Here is a 20829-nt window from a genome sequence, read left to right on the forward strand (position 1 = left end):
GACAGCCCCTGATGCTACTGGAGGTAGCAACGACGCACAGATAATCATCGATGATTAAAGTGATTTATACTATTCCTATTATTTATTCTGCATTGACGGCTGTCATGCGACATCTGATGACCTATTTAAGTCAGTTCATTTACATCAATTGAATAGATATCAATAAAGTCTCTCTTTACTGCACCTATCTTCTGATAAAAATTCTGACCAATATCATTATCCTTAACACACCAGGCATTAAGCCTCCCTATATTGTTTACTCTAGCAATGGAGCCCATCTCTTTTAACAACAGTTGGCCGAGTCCTGCTCGTCTATATTGTGGATGCACATATAAATCATCGATTTGGATCATAGGACTTATATTGAAAGCCCTATTGATATTAGCAAAGGTATACAAACAAAAGCCTATTAAATGCTCATCCATGTCGACAGCTACTAAGCAGTTCCAGTCTGCGTTAGTACCAAATAGTTCCTCCTCAAGCCTATCTCTAGTTAGTTTGAATCGTTCATAAATGCCTTCATATTTAACCAGCTCCACAAGCATGGAAAATAATGAGTCCAAATCGACAGTTTTTACTGCCCTGAGTGAAAAGGTTGTGCTGCTGTTTGTCATTTAATGTGGTCCGCTTTTTAAAAGTGACATTATACTCCAGAATAGCTATTAGGTTTTACAACTTCAATTTCATCCAGATCTTGTTTACTTTTTTCTTGCTCAGTCTTTTCTTGTCCACCTTCATTTGAATCAAAGAATTTACCTCCAGGTTGTTGAAATGGTTCTGTAGAAGACGTTATTTGCTGAGCAAGTGGAGGAGCATCTGAGTTACCTAATAGAGAATTTAATAAATCGTTGATCTCCGCTTTTTCATGATCACTTACTTTAAGCTGTTCTTTTTCCTCTGGAGTAAAAGAGTTACTTCCTAGCTCAAAAAATTTTTTCAAAAGATATTCTTTTATACTATTAGGTAAAAGATTATTTGCTATACGTGTAGCTCCGCTTAATAAATCTAATTTAGAAAACATAAAATACCCCATCTTGAAATGACAATAATTATACCCTAGCACTCCGGAACTTGCGCCCTGACACAAAAATCGGAAAACTCCCAATAGCATCATTATACTTATCTTGCGCATCAGCCGGGCTTAATTTTGAATATATTTCAAGAGAGACCCCTTGAGCGTGTCCTGAGTAGGGTTGAATAACGGCGTCATCAATGTTTTGTTTCTTAAGCCAAGTAAATAAAAAATGTCTTAGTTTGTGAGGCGATATAGATCGCTCAATACCTGCAAGTCTAGTATATCTCATAAGAATTTTTCTAATTTCACGATCGGTATAATGACGTCGAAAACCTGATTCAAATAAAAACATCCTGCTGCCATGGAAAATGGAAGGCGTACTATCGGAAAAGAGCTGGCAAAGCGTATAGCTGGTATTTTTGAGTTAGATTATCGGGTTTTCCTTGAAAATGAGGCTAATAATATGCGCATTGTTGTTTCTGGAAAATAAATATACAATAATAAGGCGAATAATTACTTTTATGGTTTTACAAATTATGCCCCAAAAAAATATAATTCTGCCGAGAGAGCGATTTAAAGATACAGAGCAACAACTCGTGGGCGGTAATTCAACCCCAATTGTTACTGTTAAAGAAACAAAATCTAATAAAAGTAAAAATTTTGCTTTAAAAAAATTCAATTCTCAAGAAACTTGTGCTTTAGAAAAACTAAGTTATGACCTGTTGGAATTATGTGGCGTAAAAGTTCCTAAAACATATATTCTTCCAGATGAAAAAGGTAATTATTCTATTTTAGTCTCTCGTATTGAGCCTGGGTACAAAGATTTATTGATTTGGATGGGAGGAGAGTTAAATGCAGAGGTTAAGAGAGTCACTTTTAATATAGAAACGCACAAGGAAAGTTTTCCTAAGCAATATGTTTTAGCAAAATATACCAGTAATAATCAAAATAAACCAATTATTGGCCTTTATGAAAATGTGGGAGTATTTGCTTTTCTAGGAGATTGGGATGCCGTGGGCAACACTTTACAAAATGTAGGATTACTAGAATATGATAAATACTGCCAGCTAGTTAAAATTGATCCAGAGTATTGTAATTATGGTGAATATGATTCCTCAGGGTATGGGTTTAAACAATATTTAACAAATTTAACTAAACTATTAAATAGAGAGAGTGGATTTTTTTACTGGGGTGATCGTGGTAAAAACACTGAGATATTTCAATATAGTTCTCCCAAACAAGTTATGGATGGAATGGATCGAGTAAGTACATTATCCAATGAGGCTCTTCATTCAGTTATTTTCAATAAGAAGATTCCTAATTTATCTCAAGAAGTTAGAGATAATATTTTTAAAGTGCTCACTACCAGGCGAGATGCTTATAAACAAGTGCTTAACAGTAAAAAGGAGCTTATAGATACTGAGACAGCCGATGAACTTCATAAAAATTCTACAAAACACTCATCTACTAAAAACTCTGATGTTAAATCGTCTCAAACAGCAGAAACACATTCTTTGTCAATTAGTATGATGGTTTTAAGTGGTTTTATTGGTGCTGCAGGGATTGCCGCTGTCGCTATCGCATTTACTGTGCTTAATGCTGCAACTTTTGGTGTGGCAGGATTAGTAGTGGCGGGCATTGGAATTGCAACAGCCCTTTCAGGAGTAGGGTTATTTGCTATGGGGGCTTACAAAAACAGGCAAACAACCTCTGATATATCATTAGATTTCTCAGACAATTCAGTACATCAATAAATTTTAAAAAACTCCACCTATCTTAGCTTGATATTAATAAGGAAATAGGTATCAATCACTTGATACCTTATCTACCGTTAGCTCTGTCTTAAATAAAGAGACATTTTGTACAAACATTTCGTTACGTGTCAAAGTTCCTGTTTTATCGGAGCAAATAAAAGAAGCTGAGCCGAGGGTTTCCACAGCAGGAAGCCTACGGATGGCCATACGCTGAACACCAATAGCCATAGCTAGAGTTAATGTTACAGGTAATCCTTCGGGAATCGCTGCAACAACAACTCCTACTGTGGCCATAAACATTCTTAGATCAGCAGGAACTTTATCTCCTGATTGCAAAAGAACTAAGTCTCATGGAACCAGCTATTCCTCCATGGATCATCCGTATTATGATTAAGCATAGCCTAATTTAATATCAGTTCGAGATAAGCACCTCGACTTGTTCCAGAAATTGTATATCTATAATAAGCCATCCATAATTAGATAAATGTCTTTATCGCTTATAAGCTTAAGATATTTTGATGATAAAGTTTGAGTTGGTTCGAGAGCTAACCATTCCATCGAAATCGATGTGAAAATGCATGGAGATTCGAAATGAGGCGAATTCGCATCATTTCTATAGCAATTATTTTGGCTATTATCGGCGCCATTTTACCAATGGTGCTCGCATTTTGGTTAGCATGGAGTCATGCGTTGAAAAACGAACAAAATATATTAATGGAATACACTCACCGTATGTTGTCGAGAGCACAAGATACTCTAAACGGCGTGCGCAATATGATATTCATTTTGGAGCATTTGCAAATTGATTCTATCTGTTCAAAAAATCATATTAAAAGCATGAGGGAGCTTTCATTACAGCGATTAGAAGATCAATTAATTGGATATTTTGAAAATAACATCGAACGATGTAATAGCTATGGCACTTCCTCAAAAATACATAGACCCAAAGCGGATGTTATATTATCCGATGGCCTTGAGCTTGTGTTTAATACAAGACCATTCTCTGAGCTTTCTGTCGAGATGATAGGATTACGCAAATTCAGTAATTATGAAATCTATGTAATGCCTGAAATATTGACCAATATTATGGTGCCAGATACGACTAGTCTAGCCATTATATATAAAGAACGAGTCATATCTGAAAAAAATGCTCCTAGTTATGTATTGCTCAATAAAATTTTGCAAAAAAAATATTTGAGCGTAGGTACTCCGCCAACAGATAATAAGGAACAAATTCAATTACAAAATAATCCAGTACAAAGTAATATATTAATAATTAATGAAAATATTGTTTCGATCAGTCAATACGGACCATTTTTGTTTATTGCAACAGAACCCAAAGGAAAAATTTATGAACATTTTAAAAATAATCAGTTATTTATCCTGCCTTTCGGGTTCATGACTGCTATTTTCATTATGGCTTTAGTTATTTATTTTTCGCGCAAGAAATTATCTTTTCGAGCCGAATTACAAAAAGCATTGGACAATCACGAGTTTGTTGTTCATTACCAACCTATTGTTAATATACAAAATGGCGAGTGTTGTGGGGCGGAGGCACTAGTTCGATGGCAGAATAATGAGGGACAACTGGTTAAACCCGATCTATTTATCCCCTATGCAGAAGAAATTGGTTTGATTTCAAATATTACTGATGAAGTGATAAATATAGTTTTTAAAGAAATGGAAGATTTTCTGAGAAAAAATCCAACACTACATATCTCGATAAATGTTGCATCTTCTGACATTCAATCAGGACACATTCTTAAATCATTAGAAAAAAAATTTACTTCGTCATCTATTGCGCCAAATCAATTATGGATTGAAATAACTGAACGCGCCCTTGTTGATATAGATAAAGCAAATAAGACCTTAAATGCAGCCAGAGCCAAGGGACATCTTATTCTTATAGATGACTTCGGCACAGGATATTCAGGTCTGTCTTATTTACAAAAATTAACAGTGGATATCTTAAAGATAGACAAGTCATTTATAAACAGCATTGGAACACGGTCTGCTACAAGTAACGTAACGAAGCATATTATAGAAATGGCCAAAGAGTTACATTTGAAATTAGTCGCCGAAGGAGTCGAAACCAACATTCAATTAGATTATCTAAGAGAACATGAAGTAGATTATATTCAAGGTTATATTTTCGCTAAGCCGCTTGCTCCGAAAGAGTTTATTGAATTTTATAACATGTGCAATAGAACAAGCTCACAGATGACGGACATATATTAGACCTCTTTATCTCGCTACGACGAGCTAGGAAAGACCACGATTAACGTACTCTCTAACATTTATGTTATAATTGCCTCGAAAATAAACATTTTGAGAGATGAAGGCAATACCTATTCCTCTTTCATCGTTATCTAATAAATAAAGGAAACAGCATGAGTTTTAATTCCCTAGGTTTAATTGAGCCTTTACTGCAATCGATCAACGAATTAGGCTACAAAGAACCCTCTCCTATTCAAACTCAAGCTATTCCAAAAGTATTATCTGGTAAAGACATCCTTGCTTCAGCACAAACAGGAACCGGTAAAACTGCAAGCTTTGTATTACCCATTTTACAAAAACTAAGTACCCAACCTCAGGCTAAAAACAATAGAACACGTGTTCTTATTCTGACGCCAACACGTGAGTTAGCCAGCCAAGTACATGAAAGTATCCTACAATATGGACGTCATCTATCACTTCGCTCTGCAGTAGTCTTTGGTGGAGTAAAAGTTAATCCTCAAATGATGAAATTACGCTCTGGCGTTGAGCTTTTAGTTGCTACACCAGGACGTTTATTGGATTTGCACCAGCAAAACGCCATACAATTCGATCAAGTGGACACCTTGGTTTTAGATGAAGCCGATAGAATGTTGGATATGGGCTTCATCCATGACATGAAGCGAATCATCAGTCGGTTACCAAAAAATCGACAAAATCTTATGTTCTCAGCTACCTTTACGGATGAAATTCGCCAGCTAGTAAAAACTATTTTAAATCAACCTGTAGAAATTGATGTTACCCCTAGAAACACAACGGTAGTTAAAATTAAACAAACCGTTCATCCAGTTGATAAAAGTCAAAAGGCGGCTTTACTCAGCCATTTAATTCATAAAAATAAATGGGGACAAACTTTAGTCTTTTCAAAGACGAAGCATGGGGCCAATAAATTAGTTAAGCAATTGGCAGAAGCACAAATTCATGCTGCGGCCATCCATGGCAATAAGTCACAATCGCAGCGAACTAAAGCTTTGGCTGAGTTTAAATCAGGGGAATTACACATTTTAGTAGCTACAGATATTGCCGCACGAGGAATTGATATTGATCAATTACCCTGTGTAGTTAACTTTGATTTACCCCAAGTTGCGGAAGATTATGTCCATCGTATTGGTCGAACCGGCCGTGCCGGCGCCTCTGGAGTTGCCATTTCTTTAGTTTGTGCAGATGAAATAAATCAACTGCAAGCCATAGAAAAGCTCATTCAACACAAATTAAATCGTATCGAAATCGAAGATTTTGAACCCAAACACAATGTCCCCCAAACCAATATCACGGCAATACCTAAAAAACGTTTTCCTAGTAAAAAGAATACGACAGCGACATACAGTAAATCTAATAAAAAATCATTTACAAAAGATTCAAGAAAGTCCTCTTTTAAATCTTAAGTATCAGGTTAAAAAACGTGGTTATCCAGAGGATCTTTTTGTTTTACACGTTTTTGTGCCACAATCGAATTGCCGACGAAAGTCGGCATCCATCACTCTTGCAAAACTAAATGGATACCGGCTTTCGCCGGTAATTCGTCTAAAAATAGGCTTCGCTCCAAATTTGCTGTGGTGAAGAGCGTACGAGGAGGCATGGAGTCCATAATGGGATGTGCACGAATGTCACATGCGAATCGACATAACAATTTCTCGCCAAACTCGAATTGCCGACGAAAGTCGGCATCCATCACTCTTGCAAAACTAAATGGATACCGGCTTTCGTAGGTAATTCGAAAATGACCAAAGTCGACATTAAAAATAAGAAAGTTGTTTTGGTACTTCAATTCTTTTTTATAACAGCAGGTTAAAAGAAAGTCATTCCCCTCGATTATGGATTTTAGCGAATAACCAAGGTGTATTCACAGAGTTATCCACAGAAAATGGGGATAAGTTACAGTGTGTATCACATTAAAGAAAACGTAATAAAACCATATGGGACAAAGAGGTTTATAAAAAAAAGTATACTTAACGAGATCGTAACCGTATTGAAAATAAAAGAATATCCACAGGAAAAAAAGGAATGCCTATAAATAAGCGAATTAACATCCTAACAAAAAAATAATAAAAAAACAGTCTTGACGAGGTGTTTTTTTATTATTTTTTAATATAAAAATTGTTAAAGAAATCTAATCTCGCGAAATACTGGGAGTTTGCACGTCATTTAATAAGAGAGTCCCCAAAGGTTTTGTTAGGAAACCACGATACAGCATTGGCTTTTTCTCTTTTGCATTTTGCTCCAGAAATATAAATTCTTTTGAGTTGATCCAAAACGGACTCCATGCAAATAAACCTTTTGAGGTAATTCGTGTGGCCTTTTCTGAATCAATATCAAAAGTCCACAGAGCAGTCGGAGGCCCATCCCAGTTTTTTCTATAAATATTCTCATCCATATCAACATCCATAATCAGCACTTTTCCATCAGCAGATGCATGGATACGAGAGGCACTACTCATACCACTGTGCGGAATAATTGATTCCAGATTCCATTTTTTTATTAGCTTACCTTCCAGATCCATCCATGAAATAGAATAAAGATCATGGCTAAAAAAAGACTTACCATCAGCCGCCCAAGCTGGACTAAATTCATTTGCAGTATTTTTTATGAGGCGATAATCACTGCCATCAGAATTAATTAATGCCAGGTGCCAATTATTGTCTATAAAGGTATTAAATAGTAATTTCTTATTATCAGGTGACCAAACTGGATTAAAATTGTTTTTGGAGAGTATATTATTCAATTGAGTTACTCGACCGGAGACAAGTTCTATTATTGCCAGGTAGCGATCGCCTTTGCTTACCACATTATAAGCAATATATTTTCCATCAGGTGAAATTTCAGGTACATAACCTACCGTGATTTTTCTAGCCTTACTGCCATCCATGTTGGCAGTGTAAATAGCTCCAGAGCGTTCAAAGGCTATCAAGGGCTTCGCTTGGACAAAGACGCAATGCATTAAAGCAAGTAAGAATAAACAAACTTTCATAGGAAGCAAATCTCCCTTAAATATAAAAGAGAAATAATTGATTTTGACCTAACAAGACCGTGAAGGTCAAATTACTCGCAGATCCCGATCATTTTAAACTCTAATATAAGAACAATAGGATATAGAGTTGTCGACTTTCGCCGACAATTCGACAATGGCCAATGATTACATATTTAACAGACCTGTTTATTATGCTATCATACCGCATAAATAAAGGAACTTTTCATAGTAAGTAGTATGACATGCCTACCTAAATTAATGGAGTAAAAACTGATGCCCATTAACGAATAAAAACGAGTAATAATTTATGTCTGTAATAAAACAATTAAATGAGCAAATAACAAAACTCAAAAGACAAACTGCAGAGATTCGTCCACAGGCAGATGCTTCTCTCATGACTACTTCTACTGCCAAACTCTATGAATTTACCGATACTTTGAGCTGTTTTGCCTATGCAACAAAAAATACGATTCAGCATATTAGCGAACATTTTCACGCAGTACACAAGCAATTAACTGAAGCAGAAAAACGAGCATTATGGAATCTTTTATTCGAGTATTGTCAATTAGTTGACAAAAGTATTGCTCATATTGAATATACTCTAGGGACTGATTATGCTATTTGCGATACGCTGAACACCTGTAAAACAAACCTAGCGGCTATGCGTGAGTTAATTTCATCTATGGAATTTAAACCAGCTCATATTTACCGTTGCGAACAGGCTCCCATTGATGTATCAAATAGACTGTTTAATCGGTTAAATGCTACCAATAAGGAAGCAGCTAAACCCAGTTTTATCAGTAAGCTAATTACAAAACTCTGTGTGAAAGCAGTTACAACTGTCGCCGAAACTGAAGAACAAATTTCCAATAATCTTAAAAGCACCTTGCTTTCCGCGCCTAACGATATAGCCAATTATCAACTACGTGTTGATAAAAAAACTGTTGTTCAAGCAATAGAATATGTCAATCCGATTCCTACAGATCAATGGCTTATTTTCGCGGGAGGAGCTGGAGCCTCATATACAAATATGTTATCTGTAGCCAAAGAAATTGCTACTCTAAGCCACTATAATTTTTTAGTCGTTGATTATCTAGCCGAACCAGCAACCTCTTTTGCTGATCCGGTGAAAATTATTTTAGCAGGGGCACAATTTCTATTAGAGAAAAAAGGTGTTGATGCTAAAAATTTAGTTTTGATGGGACATTCGAACGGTGGCCGTACCGTCTCTCAAGCAGCTCTCGCTTTACCTGACTGTCGTGTTGTTACTAACAATACTTACACTAGCTTAGAAGAAGTTATTGTTAATAATGTACTGCATGGCGTTGAGTTTCTCGAAAATGAAGGCATTTCGATCAATAAATACAGTGCAGAAATTATTAACGCAGTCACTGATTTTGTTAAAAAATATCATCTTGATGAAACAATTCTTCACGCACTGCGTAAAGCACTTGAAGATACCCAGAATGATTATCATTCTGAGCATGTAAAAGCAAAAATTTCTGATCATCAATTGGCTGCTGTTTATACTGCACCAACTACTACCTATGATAATTCAGGTCAAAAACTGCCTAAAGCAGGTGGAGATAAGCTGTTGTTTGAAGCAAGCGATGCCTTAACGCAAGCCCAACAAGCAAAACAGCAGTCTCCTGAACAACGTGCGTTTTTAAAGAAAAAAAATAGGTCTTTCAATCTCAATAACAATAAAGATGCTGAAAAAACGATGGTTACTGGTGTAAAATACAAAGACAGCCCAGATCCAGCTCGTCACGGACATCATTTAGTCTTAAAAGGAATCACCGATCCCCTCGTGCAAAATACTCACAATGTGATTGATGCCAATTTACTCAGTACAGCTCTTACCGAATTAGAAAAACAAAAAGGCTATAAGCCTTTTACATTCCAGGAGCAATTGGAGGGTGTGTTAGAAAAATATGATCTTTCCAATGAGATGGAGCATTTACTTCCACCTGCGGGAATAGTTATTACTCCAGAGGAGCGTTTTTTATTAATAAAAATAATGGCTCAATTAAAGAAGGATCCGAATCAAGCCGGCATGCCAACTCAGATACAACTCATGCGTCTGTTTCAAGCCAGTGATGTTGCTGCAGAAATAATCAGCTCTTATGATTCTGCGTTAGATAAAATGGTATGGGGTAATGATCTCACTGAATATAAAAAGGGAATGAAATTTCTTACAAAATGCCTCAACACCTTAAGTGAACGCAGTATAGCTCCTGAGCCACGCCTACAAGGAGCAGGATCATATCTCAGTAAGAACTTGGCAGATACTATTTTAAAAAGACTACAAAATTATCATGCCCATCTTCCTAGCTATGGTCTAGGCTTATTTGATGATTCGAGCGAAAAACCTGCAAAACGCCATGGAATGTTACCCAAAATAACTGTTTCAGATTTGGATCTGACGAGAGCGATTCCAAGAGTTATGGCGCGCGCATAAACGTAAAAAACACAGGTCGGGCAGCCAATTGCCCGACGTTGTTGCCCTACCATCCAGATCCATGACGATCTGTTAATTTTCTCACCTAAGATAGCTCCTCATCCCCTGTCTCTTCTAACTTGCCATTTATTTGCTCTTTATAAAAAAGTCTTGATCATTCTTGTCCGTAAACAGTTCCGACGTACACACTAGACCTAATGCTACGTTTTTATTGTCATTGTCTTCTGAAAATGGCAACTGCTATACTTTGTAGTTGAAATGGTGAATTGATTAATATGAAAAGGATTGCTAAGTAAATGAAAATATCAAAGGAACCAATTAATTTTTCGAACGAAATCACCGATCTTTACAATAATATTGTAGATAATGCTCCAGTTGGAATTGCAACTCTATCTATTGATGGCCATTTTATGCAGGTAAACCAAGCGTTTATAGAAATAACTGGATACGAAAGAAATGAGCTTGAAACAATAAATTATCAACAGCTTACCTATAGTGAAGATTGCGCCATCGATGGTTTCAATGTGCAACAGTTACTAGACGGTAAAGTTAAATCTTATAGATTGGAGAAACGCTATGTCCGAAAAGATAATAAGATTATTTGGGTGCAAGTGACACGCTCTATTTTGAGAAGCTCCATCACAGAAAAACCCCTTTACTTTATTGCTCAAATTGAGGATGTTACCTCTCGTAAACAGGCCGAAAAAGCGCTACAAGAAAGTGAAAATCTTTTCCGCAATGTTATAGATAATGCGCCCGTGGGTGTGGTGATCATATCACTTGATGGTCAGTTATTGAGAGTAAACCAGACTTACTGTGACATCACGGGCTATGAGAAAGAAGAGCTTGAGGATATGAATTATAAAAAGCTCACCTATGCAGAAGATATGACTATTGATGCTGCCAACGTACAACAACTCATGGAAGGTAAAATACATTCTTATTGCTTAGAAAAGCGTTATATTCGAAAAGATGATAAGACTATTTGGGTACAAGTAACACGCTCACTTTTGCGAGATTCTACGACAGGGATGCCGGTCTATTTTATTGCTCAGGTTGAAGATATTTCTGAGCGTAAGCAGATTGAAAAAACCTTACATCAAAGCGAAGAACTTTTTCAAAATATTGTGGATAATGCTCCGATTGGAATAGCAACTGTATCAATCGATGGCCATTTTCTCCAAGTCAACTCCGCTTTCTGTAAAATTACAGGATACAGTCAAGAAGAACTAACAAAGCTCACTTATCAAGAGCTTACTTATCCAGAAGACTTGTCCGCTAACTTTGCCAAAGTGCAGTACCTGCTAGAAGGCAAAGCCAGTTCCTACCAAATAGAAAAGCGTTATGTCCGTAAGGATGGCAAGGTTATTTGGGTACAAGTGACACGTTCTTTGTTGAGAAATCAACTAACAGGAACCCCCTTATATTTCATTGCTCAGATGGAAAACATTACCGAACGCAAAACTACTGCTGAAAAATTGCAAAAATCGACGGAAGAAATTGCCGATCTTTATGCAAATGCGCCATGCGGCTATCACTCACTAGATGACAATGATTTTTTTACACGAATAAATAATACCGAGTTGCATTGGTTAGGATACATGGCTGATGAAATTATCGGAAAAATGAAATTTTCTGATTTGCTAACCCCCACCTCCCGACGTATTTATCAAGAAAATACCTCGCAATTCAAAGAACAAGGATTTATCAATGATGTAGAGATGGAGTTAACTCGCAGGGATGGTTCAACTTTTACGATATTGATGAGCGCGTCAGGAAATAAAGGGTCTGGGGGGCGTTATGTAATGAATCGAACGACAATGTTTAATATTACAGACCGAAAACGGACTGAGCGTGAGCTGCTAGAAAGTGAGGCGCGTTTCCGCAATATTATGGACCATGCCCCAATTGGCATGGCAACCCAATCTCTTGATGGACAATTTTTGTTGGTTAACCGGGCTCTTTGTGAAATTACTGGATACAAGAAAGAAGAGCTTGAGGAACTAACCTTTCAGAAAATTACTTACCCAGACGATTTGGTTCTTGAGTTTGAAAATACCCGCAAGCTAATAGAAGGTAAGAGTAGTTCTTACCATGTTGAGAAAAGGCAAATCCGAAAAGACGGTACGATATCATGGATACAAGTTACACGCTCTATTTTGCGCGATACTACTTCAGGGGAACCCATTTATTTTATCATACAGGTTGAAGATATTAATGAGCGCATAATAAGCAGAGAAAAGATTTATCAACTTGCTTATCACGATATACTCACCGGTCTTCCCAATAGACAATTGCTACTAGATAGGCTTAACCAGGCAATTGCCAGCGCGAAGCATCATCATCGTTTTATGGCTCTCATGTTTGTAGATTTGGATAAGTTCAAGCATATCAACGATACCTTGGGACATGATGCTGGTGATAAACTTCTTAAAGAAATGAGTGCACGATTATGTTGTACCATACGTAGTCAAGACACTATTGCTCGTACAGGTGGTGATGAGTTTGTCATCATTTTAACTGAAATTTCATCGCCTCAGGATGCCGCTATTCTAGCAGATAAATTTCTCAAAATTGTGAAACAACCCCTATCTCTTCAAGATCAGCAATTACAAATTACCGCCAGCATAGGAATAGCAATTTATCCAAATAATGGCCTTGATGCGGCTGAACTAATGAAAAAAGCAGATATGGCAATGTACATGTCAAAAGATGCAGGCAGAGATCGATGGCATTTTTACTAATGGTACGATATTGAGCTTATCCGTTTTTTTACTCGGATATTTCTCAATTTCACAGACTTTTCCTGTTGTGTAGCGATAATTATTTTTGCGTTTAGAGGACAGCAATTTTCCCTTCCATTGTGACCAACGATAGGCCGCAGCAATTTTTTAGAGTCATCGCACGCATTGAATTATCCTCCGATCTAGGTTTAGTCATTTCCGTCAGCTGTTAAGGGCGCTCCACGCGGCCAAGGAGTCCATGTAATCTCGCCAATGGGCGATTTTTCGGCTTTCGATTTTTATTATCGAGCAAAACCGATTATTGTACTTTACGCCGGTCGCAAGGACTGTCCCGTGAACTTCGTACTCGATGACGACCGTGCGACCGTTATCTGCCTTGTGGGCAATCAAATGGTCGGCAGACTGGAGTTTGATGTAATCTCCATAGCCGCTAAACTGACTCATAAGGTCGGCGCGTCCCTCGATCCGTCGAGGCCATCCCAGGTCGTAGAGGACTTCGTAAACTATGTTGTCAGCGACAACATCGAAGAAGTGCTCGCCATCAACGAGGTCGCCCAACGCGCTTCGAACCAGCTCGAAGTACGGTTCTGCTGCTTCATATTCCGCATACTTTTTTTTCTTCATCACGAACCTCTAATTGCTTACTGAAATTCTGTTGCTTACTAATGTATATTTACATTATATATAGAGTGTACCCATAATAGGAGAGGTCACATTACACTCTATTACGAACACGAAAAGAAAACAAACCTAGGCAGTTAGATCCGGCATATATCTGTGGCTCCAAAGAGCCTGTCGCCGTCTGCGAGCTGTTAACCAAGATGGGTGATAAGTGGAGTATCTTCTTGATCTTCACTTTATAAAGAATATTATCTATTTAAAAGCAATATCCTATCTGAGACTAATAATGAAACCTGCATTGAACAATGTATAATGTATCTTCGAATGAATACATATTAAATAAAATCGAACGAAATGACGAAACGCTGACATCCCGTTCCCTGGGAATTAACAATATTGGCGATGAAGGGAACAAAGCCCTCGCTGAGGCACTCGGGAGCCGTGTGATTTAAAAACTTCAACAACTCAATTTTATGATTGAGAGGTAACAGACCGAATCCTCCTCAGAACCAGACTTGCGGAACTACCCCATCCGGCTCCCGATAGATCAGTGCCCTCATCACATATTCAGCGAGTGGGGAACATCGATATAGTTTTCCCCTTCGTGGGAAAGCCTATTGCTTTGAGCATGATGTTAAAATGCTCCCAGCTCTCTACCCTGCCACAAATGCAGAATTTGATGTATTGTATTTTTCCTTGTATGCCACCAAAAGAAAGCCAATAATACCTACCGCCAATGTCACAGGAATAACACCAATACCATAGACAAAAGCTTGAGTAACATGGGTTCCACCATAGGAATTAATCACAAATCCAATGGCAGAATGAAAACCATAACCAAAAATCATAATGATCATGTTGGCAATAGCCGTAGTTAAGCCAGCAAGGTTTTCTGGCATATAAGTCGATACTTTATAAATGGCCAGAATTTGGTAGGAACAACACATCCCAACCAAAATGAAACTTATTGTAATACTGGGTACGGTTAATACACCGGCCACAAGAGCTACGAAGGTTAGAAACATAACAGCCCCCGCGACAATAATTGTTCCCAGATAATACCCTGTTTTTTCTGCGATCAAACTTAAAATAGGCGAACCAAAACACATCCCTATATAAATCATTGAAGGAAGATAATTGGCGGTTGTTGAGCTCAAACTGTAAGCTTGCTTTAAAAAACCAGAGCCCCAAACATCAGAAAAGCCTTCCAGAGGCCCTAACATCAACCCTGAAAAAAGACATAACATAATTACCTTCTTATTCGTAAATACTGTTTTGATGTTAGCAATAACGCTCTCGTGCTGTGTTGATTTAATATCAGGAACGATAAAATAAGTAATACAAGCTAATAATATTCCTATAATGACAAAGATTTCTACAACCATTTTATAGCCTAAATGAGCGCACATATAGCTCACAGGCCCTCCTCCATAAACAGCCCCAATCAGCCCTATCATTACAGAAAAACTTAACATACGAGGAAAATGTTTTTCCTTAAAGGTCATGCGTATTATTTTAAAGGTTCCTAAAATTGCTGCTGAAGAACCAATTCCAATCAAAGCTCTTCCCACAAGCGGATAAACCCAGTGCTCAGCAAAGATAATAGGAAGTAAACCAATGACTGTTAGTAAAATACAAGCAGTCATGACTTTTCGTGGACCAAAACGATCCAGCATGATACCTATGGGTAGATGCATTAACGAATAGCCGATATAGTAAACGCCAGAAAATTGTCCAAATACCGCTGCATCAATGTGAAACTGTAGGGTAATATCATCAAGCATAATATTGGGCATTACTCTTAGAATATATTGGTATGCATAAAATATGGACACAATCACCCATACGAACCAAGCAAGAACTCGTGAATTAGACATCTTTATCCTCAAACAAGCTTTTATTGTAAGCACCATGAAAAAATCATAGGCAGACAACCATTTTACCTCATCCCCGATGAAATTATATTGCAAACAATAGCCAAAAAATACTTTTTTTGATTTTTTATTTCACAATATATTATAAATTTGAAATATAATGCTATTATATAAGTAATATTCGCAACTATTTACTATAAATATGGACCGAACTGATAAAAAAATACTTGATATTTTGCAATCTAATTGCCAAATTAATAATCAAGAATTAGCTGAACTAGTCGCCTTATCCCCCTCTTCTTGTCTCCGTCGTGTTAAGCTATTAGAGGATCAAGGTTATATAAAAAAGCAAGTCGCTCTCCTTGAACCAGAAAAGATAGGGCTCAAACTAACGGTTATCGTTTTAGTAGGATTAAATAGTCATCAGCCTAGTGTGATGAATCAATTTGAAGAAACGATTCGTTTTCTTCCCGAAGTAACTCAATGCTATTTAATTACGGGGCAATCTGCAGATTACTTATTGAAAGTTATAGTACCTGATCTCAATGCATATCAATCCTTTTTACTGGGCAAATTAACCTGTATTAATGGAGTTGGTAGTGTTCACTCCAGTTTTATTTTACGTACTATTTGTGAGACAACGTCCCTTCCATTAGATCTTTTAGATTAAAAATCTCTCATTTTTCAAGCTAGTAATAGCTTGATATTTATTTAATTTCATGATTTTGTCCCCTATAAAAATCATGGAAATGTTCAATAATAAATCTTGTTGTGCTAGAATGCGCTTTCTTTAGTCACTTTTTATCATAACTATCACCTTATAGAATAAAGAATAGAAGATGGATTGTTTTATTAGAAACTAGAGCTTAAAGAGCTAGGATCAAATATTTAAAATAGGAAGTATCAGGATGACAATAGAAACAATACGTGCCTTAATTACGTCAGATCAAGATGAGCAGAAAATTGAAAAGAAGATAGTCAAAATATTAAAAGCGAACCCTTCTTTGGCTAGTAGAGCCGATTTTTTTGATAGAAGCATATTCCATCTATTATTTCTTCATAAAAAATATAACGTTATTGATGCTCTTTTAAAAGCCAGGCACTGGCAGGACTCGGCATTATTAGGTGACCATCATGGAAACACATTATTACACTACATAGTAAACCGAGGAACAGAAGAAGAACTCCACTTAATAAATATAATTCTTGAACAACTTCCTGAGATTATCAATCGAGTAAATGAATCAGGTAATACCGCATTACATGAAGCTATTATAGGCCAAAAATTATGGGCAGCTAAATGTCTCGTAAGGTGTGCTCATATTGACCGAATGATAAAAAATAAAAATGAACAAACTGTGATGGATCTTGCAGAGGATAAAAGTGAATTTAAACAAATTTTACTATACATTAATTTATCCTCTCTAGATTTGCGGAGTAGATTTACTCGCCCGGGTTCTAAAGATAACTTAAGAGAGAATTTCCCTGTATTAACCTCTAGAAGTCATTCTGATTCTTCTTCATCCCCTAAAACGAGCGAACTACTACATAGCCCGCTAAAGTTTTCAGAAAGCAGTCTTTCTGAATTAGATAGTTCAGATGAAAGTGAAAAAATAGAAAGTCCCAAAGAAAAACAAAAAGAAATAATGTCAGATGATGAAGCAGAGCGTTCAAATAGGTTCAGGCTTAGAGGCATATTAAAAAAACTTGCTGATAAATTAAAAGATGATAGAAAATCGCCCTACTGTCATGAATTAAAAGAATTATTTGTCGACGAATGCCACAGAATTTGTTTATTAGATGAAGCGTTGGAATGCACGCCTGAAATTGCTGAGATTATTGAAATGACGTTGAATCATTTAGATAGGTCGGTGCAAGAACGTTATACTAAAATTCAAAACTCAAATTACAATATATTAAGTATGTTTGTATTCATGCTTATTAATAACAATTTAACAGTTGACGCAGAGCCACGAAGTAAGCCAATAATTCATGAGGATTATAAATATCAGGCTAAAGCTTTAAAAACCGTATGGTTATTAACTGCATGTCAATCTTCTTTTGATGCAAAGCGAGAATTTGATTTTGCAATTATCGCACAACGTGCATTAGGAGTTTTGCCTTCGTACTCTTATCTAGAAATATTGGTTTGTATAAGACGATTGTATCCGGATTTTGATAGAGCTCAGAAATTAGTAGCTAACTTTATTGTATTACAATTACTAATCTATCATGTTAATGATAAAGTGAATCCATTTCCTACATTAAAGATGCAATTACGATTTATTTGCCAATTAAATGTGGATGAACATCATGGCTTAGGCAAGCTAGGAGAGCAAATTAATGCCTATTTAAACAAAGCAACTCAATTGAACATGGCTCTCTCTAGAGAACCTTTATTAAGAAATTTTCATTTTTTAAACAGACAGATAAATCAACCCACTTTTGTTCGAATGAATCAATCATTTGATGAACTAGTTAATAATGCTTTAAGTAAGACTAAGAAAAAAAGAGTTCATGAGGTATCTCTCATAGCTAGCGAACTGAGAATGCTAACTATCTACTTGTATCAGCGAGTATCTATAGCTGAGTTCGCGGACTCGAATTGGCTAAAAACAAACAAACAAACTTTATCACCTCACATTAGTCTATTTACTGAAGCATTGAACAAATTAAGCACTTACTTTACTGAAAAAATATTGACTCAACCGGAAGATAATATACAAAATGCCTTACAGTTTTTAAGCGAAATAGCTGAGGCTATTTGTCCATTAGATGGTGAAAATTATCCCGATCTCAATAGCTCTATGCTTTTATCTAGTGTATTTAATAAAACCCCCATTTCTCGGTTAAAGCCTATTTTTGAAGCACTAGATCCCATAGGGCAAAAAGTAATTAAAGAACTTGATACAGTAACTAGCCAAGAAAAACATGCTCTATTTATGCGAGAAGTTTATCATAACCGCAAGACAGCCCTTCCCTTTTGTGGAGAATTTCTTACCAATATGACCTTTGCCCATGACGGTAATGCCAAAACTTTATTTCGTGCCGAAAGCTTTGGGTGTGTTTTAAAAAAGCTGATGGAAGTGAAATTATTAATTAATTTTACTAAAGTTCATTTTCATACCGATTTGTCTATATTTATTACGGAATATCAAGATCCTGGAGAAGAATACCTGGATTGCTTGTCTTATAGACATCAGCCAAGTAAAGCACATGTGATTAATCTTGATACTGCGGCTAGCTTTGATTCATTACTAGATGAATTAAAAATCAACTACTTATCTAAAAATATTTTACCCAGTGTGATGTTAAATGGGGAGTTACATCCACCACAACAATTGGCCGCTAAATTAATTTTTTTCTATACAAAACAATTAAATTCTCCGCGCAGTGAACTGTTGACACAATCATTTGATAAGTTACAAGAAACTATTCACGAAATAATAAAAATAAATAATGAATATTATTACCCCAAAAAACTGGCCGACAAGCTTAAAGCCAGTTTGTTCTCATCTCAATTGACCAAGATGGAAAAACGAGTGAAAAACGATGAAGAGCAAGAAGAGGAAAAGATACTAGAAAGCAAACAAGAAAATGAGAAGAAACCAGCAAGAAAAGGTACACTAAGAAGGAGAAGTCTCCATTTTCTAGAAAGCTTAAATATAATTCAACCAGCAAGAAAAACTAGCGAGCCTCCTTCGGGCGATAATGAAGAACAAAACATCAGAGTGAGTAATATTTAAATATTTACCGAATATTAATTACTTTTAATATACTTTTAGCATAAAATGTGCGCTTTAAAATTCATCATAAATTAGGTTTGTAGTGATAGATAACACAATAGAAGTGGCATCAGTGCAATTAGAAGAAATAATTCCTTTCGACTGTTGCCCAATTTCAAAAAAAATATTTCGCCATCCGGTTATAGCATCAGATGGTTACCATTATGAGTTAATAGAACTTTTAAACCAACTAGTTAGTGGTGAACTGCTCAGCTTTGTGACTGGAGAGAAAATCACTTATATTCACTATGATTTCAAGTTAAAAACAGAAATTGATCAAGCGGATATTCAAAACCGATATCCTGATTATGATAAGCAAGAATATTTAAAACAGCTCACCAAAGTACTAGCCTCTCCGTATATTCCATGGAAGCAATCCATTTATAAATCCAGCGTCACTGCATTAATTACATTGATTACTGTATGCTCAATCACCGAAGGCCAAGAAGAAATATCCCCTTCTTTACTGCTATCAACACTCTTGCTTTCTGGTCTAGCTGATTTCTGTATCCATATGAGTTCCAACCATAGATATGGTTTATTTGGCGGATTGAATCGAGCTATTAAAACTGTAGTTGATGAAGCCCCTGCCCTTTGGGAAACATTATGCTCTATAGATCCCGAAGAACTGCATTTTTAAATGCACTAATTTATCTATTGATATGCTTTAAGGTATACATATGCAAATGAAAGAAGAACAATATGAGAACAGTGATTTAGTTTGCTGCCCTATTACCCAGCAACCAATTCGTCATCCTATTTTTGCCTCTGATGGAATACGTTATGAACTTAAAGACTTATGCAAATGGCTTTTAGGTAATAATTTCATCAGCCCAATAACTAAACAAACAATTACATCGATTACCTATGATACAAAATTAAAAGAAAAGCTTGATGAATTAAATATCCCCGAACGATACGAGAACTACGATAAAGATGAATACCAGGTAAAGTTAACTGATGCAATAAACTCAATATATAATCCATGGAAACAGTCAGCCTATAAATCCGTTGCGACCGTTAACGCCTGCCTTCTAGTCTTTTTTATGTATTTATTAATGGAAGAAGAAAATCCAATGGTACAAACAAAATCCACTCTATTGTATATAGTGTTCGGAGGATTAATTGATTATCTCATGCGCGTATCAACTAATGATCGCTATAGTTTTTTTAGTTTGATTAACCGACCAGTCTCTGCACTTACAAACTATATATTACCACCTAAAGAAGTCCCCCCTGTCGAAGAACAAAAAACGGATGAAAATCAACTCGTCATTTAGCTCAAAATTTAACGTATAGATTAAAAAAAAGCGTATAAAGATCAAAGTAATTA

At 36.3% G+C, this 20829-nt stretch carries 15 protein-coding genes and 1 pseudogene; 9 read left to right on the top strand and 7 right to left on the bottom strand.

Features of this window, described 5'->3' with window-relative positions:
* Positions 1 to 125: 125 nt before the first annotated feature.
* The 3 genes from LFA_RS06620 to LFA_RS06630 are packed head-to-tail and all read right to left on the bottom strand — an operon-like array spanning position 126 to position 1385.
* Complete coding sequence (locus tag LFA_RS06620) at positions 126 to 614, bottom strand: GNAT family N-acetyltransferase (protein WP_045095482.1); 489 nt, start codon at positions 612 to 614, stop codon at positions 126 to 128.
* A gap of 29 nt (positions 615 to 643) precedes the next feature.
* A complete protein-coding gene (locus LFA_RS06625; RefSeq protein ID WP_045095483.1) occupies positions 644 to 1021 on the bottom strand; it encodes a hypothetical protein in 378 nt (125 codons plus the stop codon).
* A 28-nt stretch (positions 1022 to 1049) separates the two neighbouring features.
* Complete coding sequence (locus LFA_RS06630; protein WP_331709342.1) at positions 1050 to 1385, bottom strand: tyrosine-type recombinase/integrase; 336 nt, start codon at positions 1383 to 1385, stop codon at positions 1050 to 1052.
* A gap of 166 nt (positions 1386 to 1551) precedes the next feature.
* Here LFA_RS06630 and LFA_RS06635 point away from each other — a divergent pair, with 166 nt between their 5' ends.
* Positions 1552 to 2769: a hypothetical protein gene (locus LFA_RS06635; RefSeq protein ID WP_172653465.1), complete on the top strand. Its 1218-nt coding sequence runs from the start codon at positions 1552 to 1554 to the stop codon at positions 2767 to 2769.
* A 69-nt stretch (positions 2770 to 2838) separates the two neighbouring features.
* Here the strand turns inward: LFA_RS06635 and LFA_RS06640 are convergent.
* Positions 2839 to 3069 (bottom strand): annotated as a pseudogene (locus tag LFA_RS06640) (HAD-IC family P-type ATPase); the annotation flags it as partial.
* A gap of 291 nt (positions 3070 to 3360) precedes the next feature.
* Here LFA_RS06640 and LFA_RS06645 point away from each other — a divergent pair.
* Together LFA_RS06645 and LFA_RS06650 are read left to right on the top strand one after the other, a co-directional pair.
* Positions 3361 to 5007, top strand: a complete 1647-nt coding sequence (locus LFA_RS06645) for an EAL domain-containing protein (RefSeq protein ID WP_045095487.1) — start codon at positions 3361 to 3363, stop codon at positions 5005 to 5007.
* A 152-nt stretch (positions 5008 to 5159) separates the two neighbouring features.
* A complete protein-coding gene (locus LFA_RS06650) occupies positions 5160 to 6428 on the top strand; it encodes a DEAD/DEAH box helicase (protein ID WP_045095488.1) in 1269 nt (422 codons plus the stop codon).
* 725 nt (positions 6429 to 7153) lie between these two features.
* Here LFA_RS06650 and LFA_RS06660 read toward each other — a convergent pair.
* Positions 7154 to 8011: a TolB family protein gene (locus tag LFA_RS06660; protein ID WP_045095490.1), complete on the bottom strand. Its 858-nt coding sequence runs from the start codon at positions 8009 to 8011 to the stop codon at positions 7154 to 7156.
* A 307-nt stretch (positions 8012 to 8318) separates the two neighbouring features.
* Between LFA_RS06660 and LFA_RS06665 the strand changes: the two genes are divergently transcribed.
* Entirely contained in the window at positions 8319 to 10472 is a 2154-nt protein-coding gene (locus LFA_RS06665; RefSeq protein WP_045095491.1) for an alpha/beta hydrolase family protein, read from the top strand.
* 296 nt (positions 10473 to 10768) lie between these two features.
* On the top strand, positions 10769 to 13216 hold the full coding sequence (locus LFA_RS18810) for a PAS domain S-box protein (protein ID WP_052673884.1): 2448 nt from the start codon (positions 10769 to 10771) through the stop codon (positions 13214 to 13216).
* A 201-nt stretch (positions 13217 to 13417) separates the two neighbouring features.
* Here LFA_RS18810 and LFA_RS06675 read toward each other — a convergent pair whose 3' ends face one another.
* Entirely contained in the window at positions 13418 to 13840 is a 423-nt protein-coding gene (locus LFA_RS06675; RefSeq protein ID WP_045095492.1) for a nuclear transport factor 2 family protein, read from the bottom strand.
* A 650-nt stretch (positions 13841 to 14490) separates the two neighbouring features.
* Positions 14491 to 15714, bottom strand: coding sequence for an MFS transporter (locus LFA_RS06680; protein WP_045095493.1), 1224 nt, complete (start codon positions 15712 to 15714; stop codon positions 14491 to 14493).
* Positions 15715 to 15913: 199 nt separating this feature from the next.
* Between LFA_RS06680 and LFA_RS06685 the strand changes: the two genes are divergently transcribed.
* From LFA_RS06685 to LFA_RS06700, 4 genes are all read left to right on the top strand, one after another.
* Positions 15914 to 16381: an Lrp/AsnC family transcriptional regulator gene (locus LFA_RS06685; protein WP_045095494.1), complete on the top strand. Its 468-nt coding sequence runs from the start codon at positions 15914 to 15916 to the stop codon at positions 16379 to 16381.
* A gap of 238 nt (positions 16382 to 16619) precedes the next feature.
* The gene (locus LFA_RS06690) at positions 16620 to 19457 is read left to right on the top strand and encodes a RasGEF domain-containing protein (RefSeq protein ID WP_052673885.1); all 2838 of its coding nucleotides are present in this window, start codon (positions 16620 to 16622) and stop codon (positions 19455 to 19457) included.
* 82 nt (positions 19458 to 19539) lie between these two features.
* Entirely contained in the window at positions 19540 to 20136 is a 597-nt protein-coding gene (locus LFA_RS06695) for an RING finger protein (protein ID WP_045095495.1), read from the top strand.
* A 40-nt stretch (positions 20137 to 20176) separates the two neighbouring features.
* On the top strand, positions 20177 to 20776 hold the full coding sequence (locus LFA_RS06700) for a U-box domain-containing protein (protein ID WP_045095496.1): 600 nt from the start codon (positions 20177 to 20179) through the stop codon (positions 20774 to 20776).
* Positions 20777 to 20829: the final 53 nt, after the last annotated feature.

Source organism: Legionella fallonii LLAP-10 (assembly GCF_000953135.1).
In the GTDB taxonomy this organism is placed as follows: domain Bacteria; phylum Pseudomonadota; class Gammaproteobacteria; order Legionellales; family Legionellaceae; genus Legionella; species Legionella fallonii.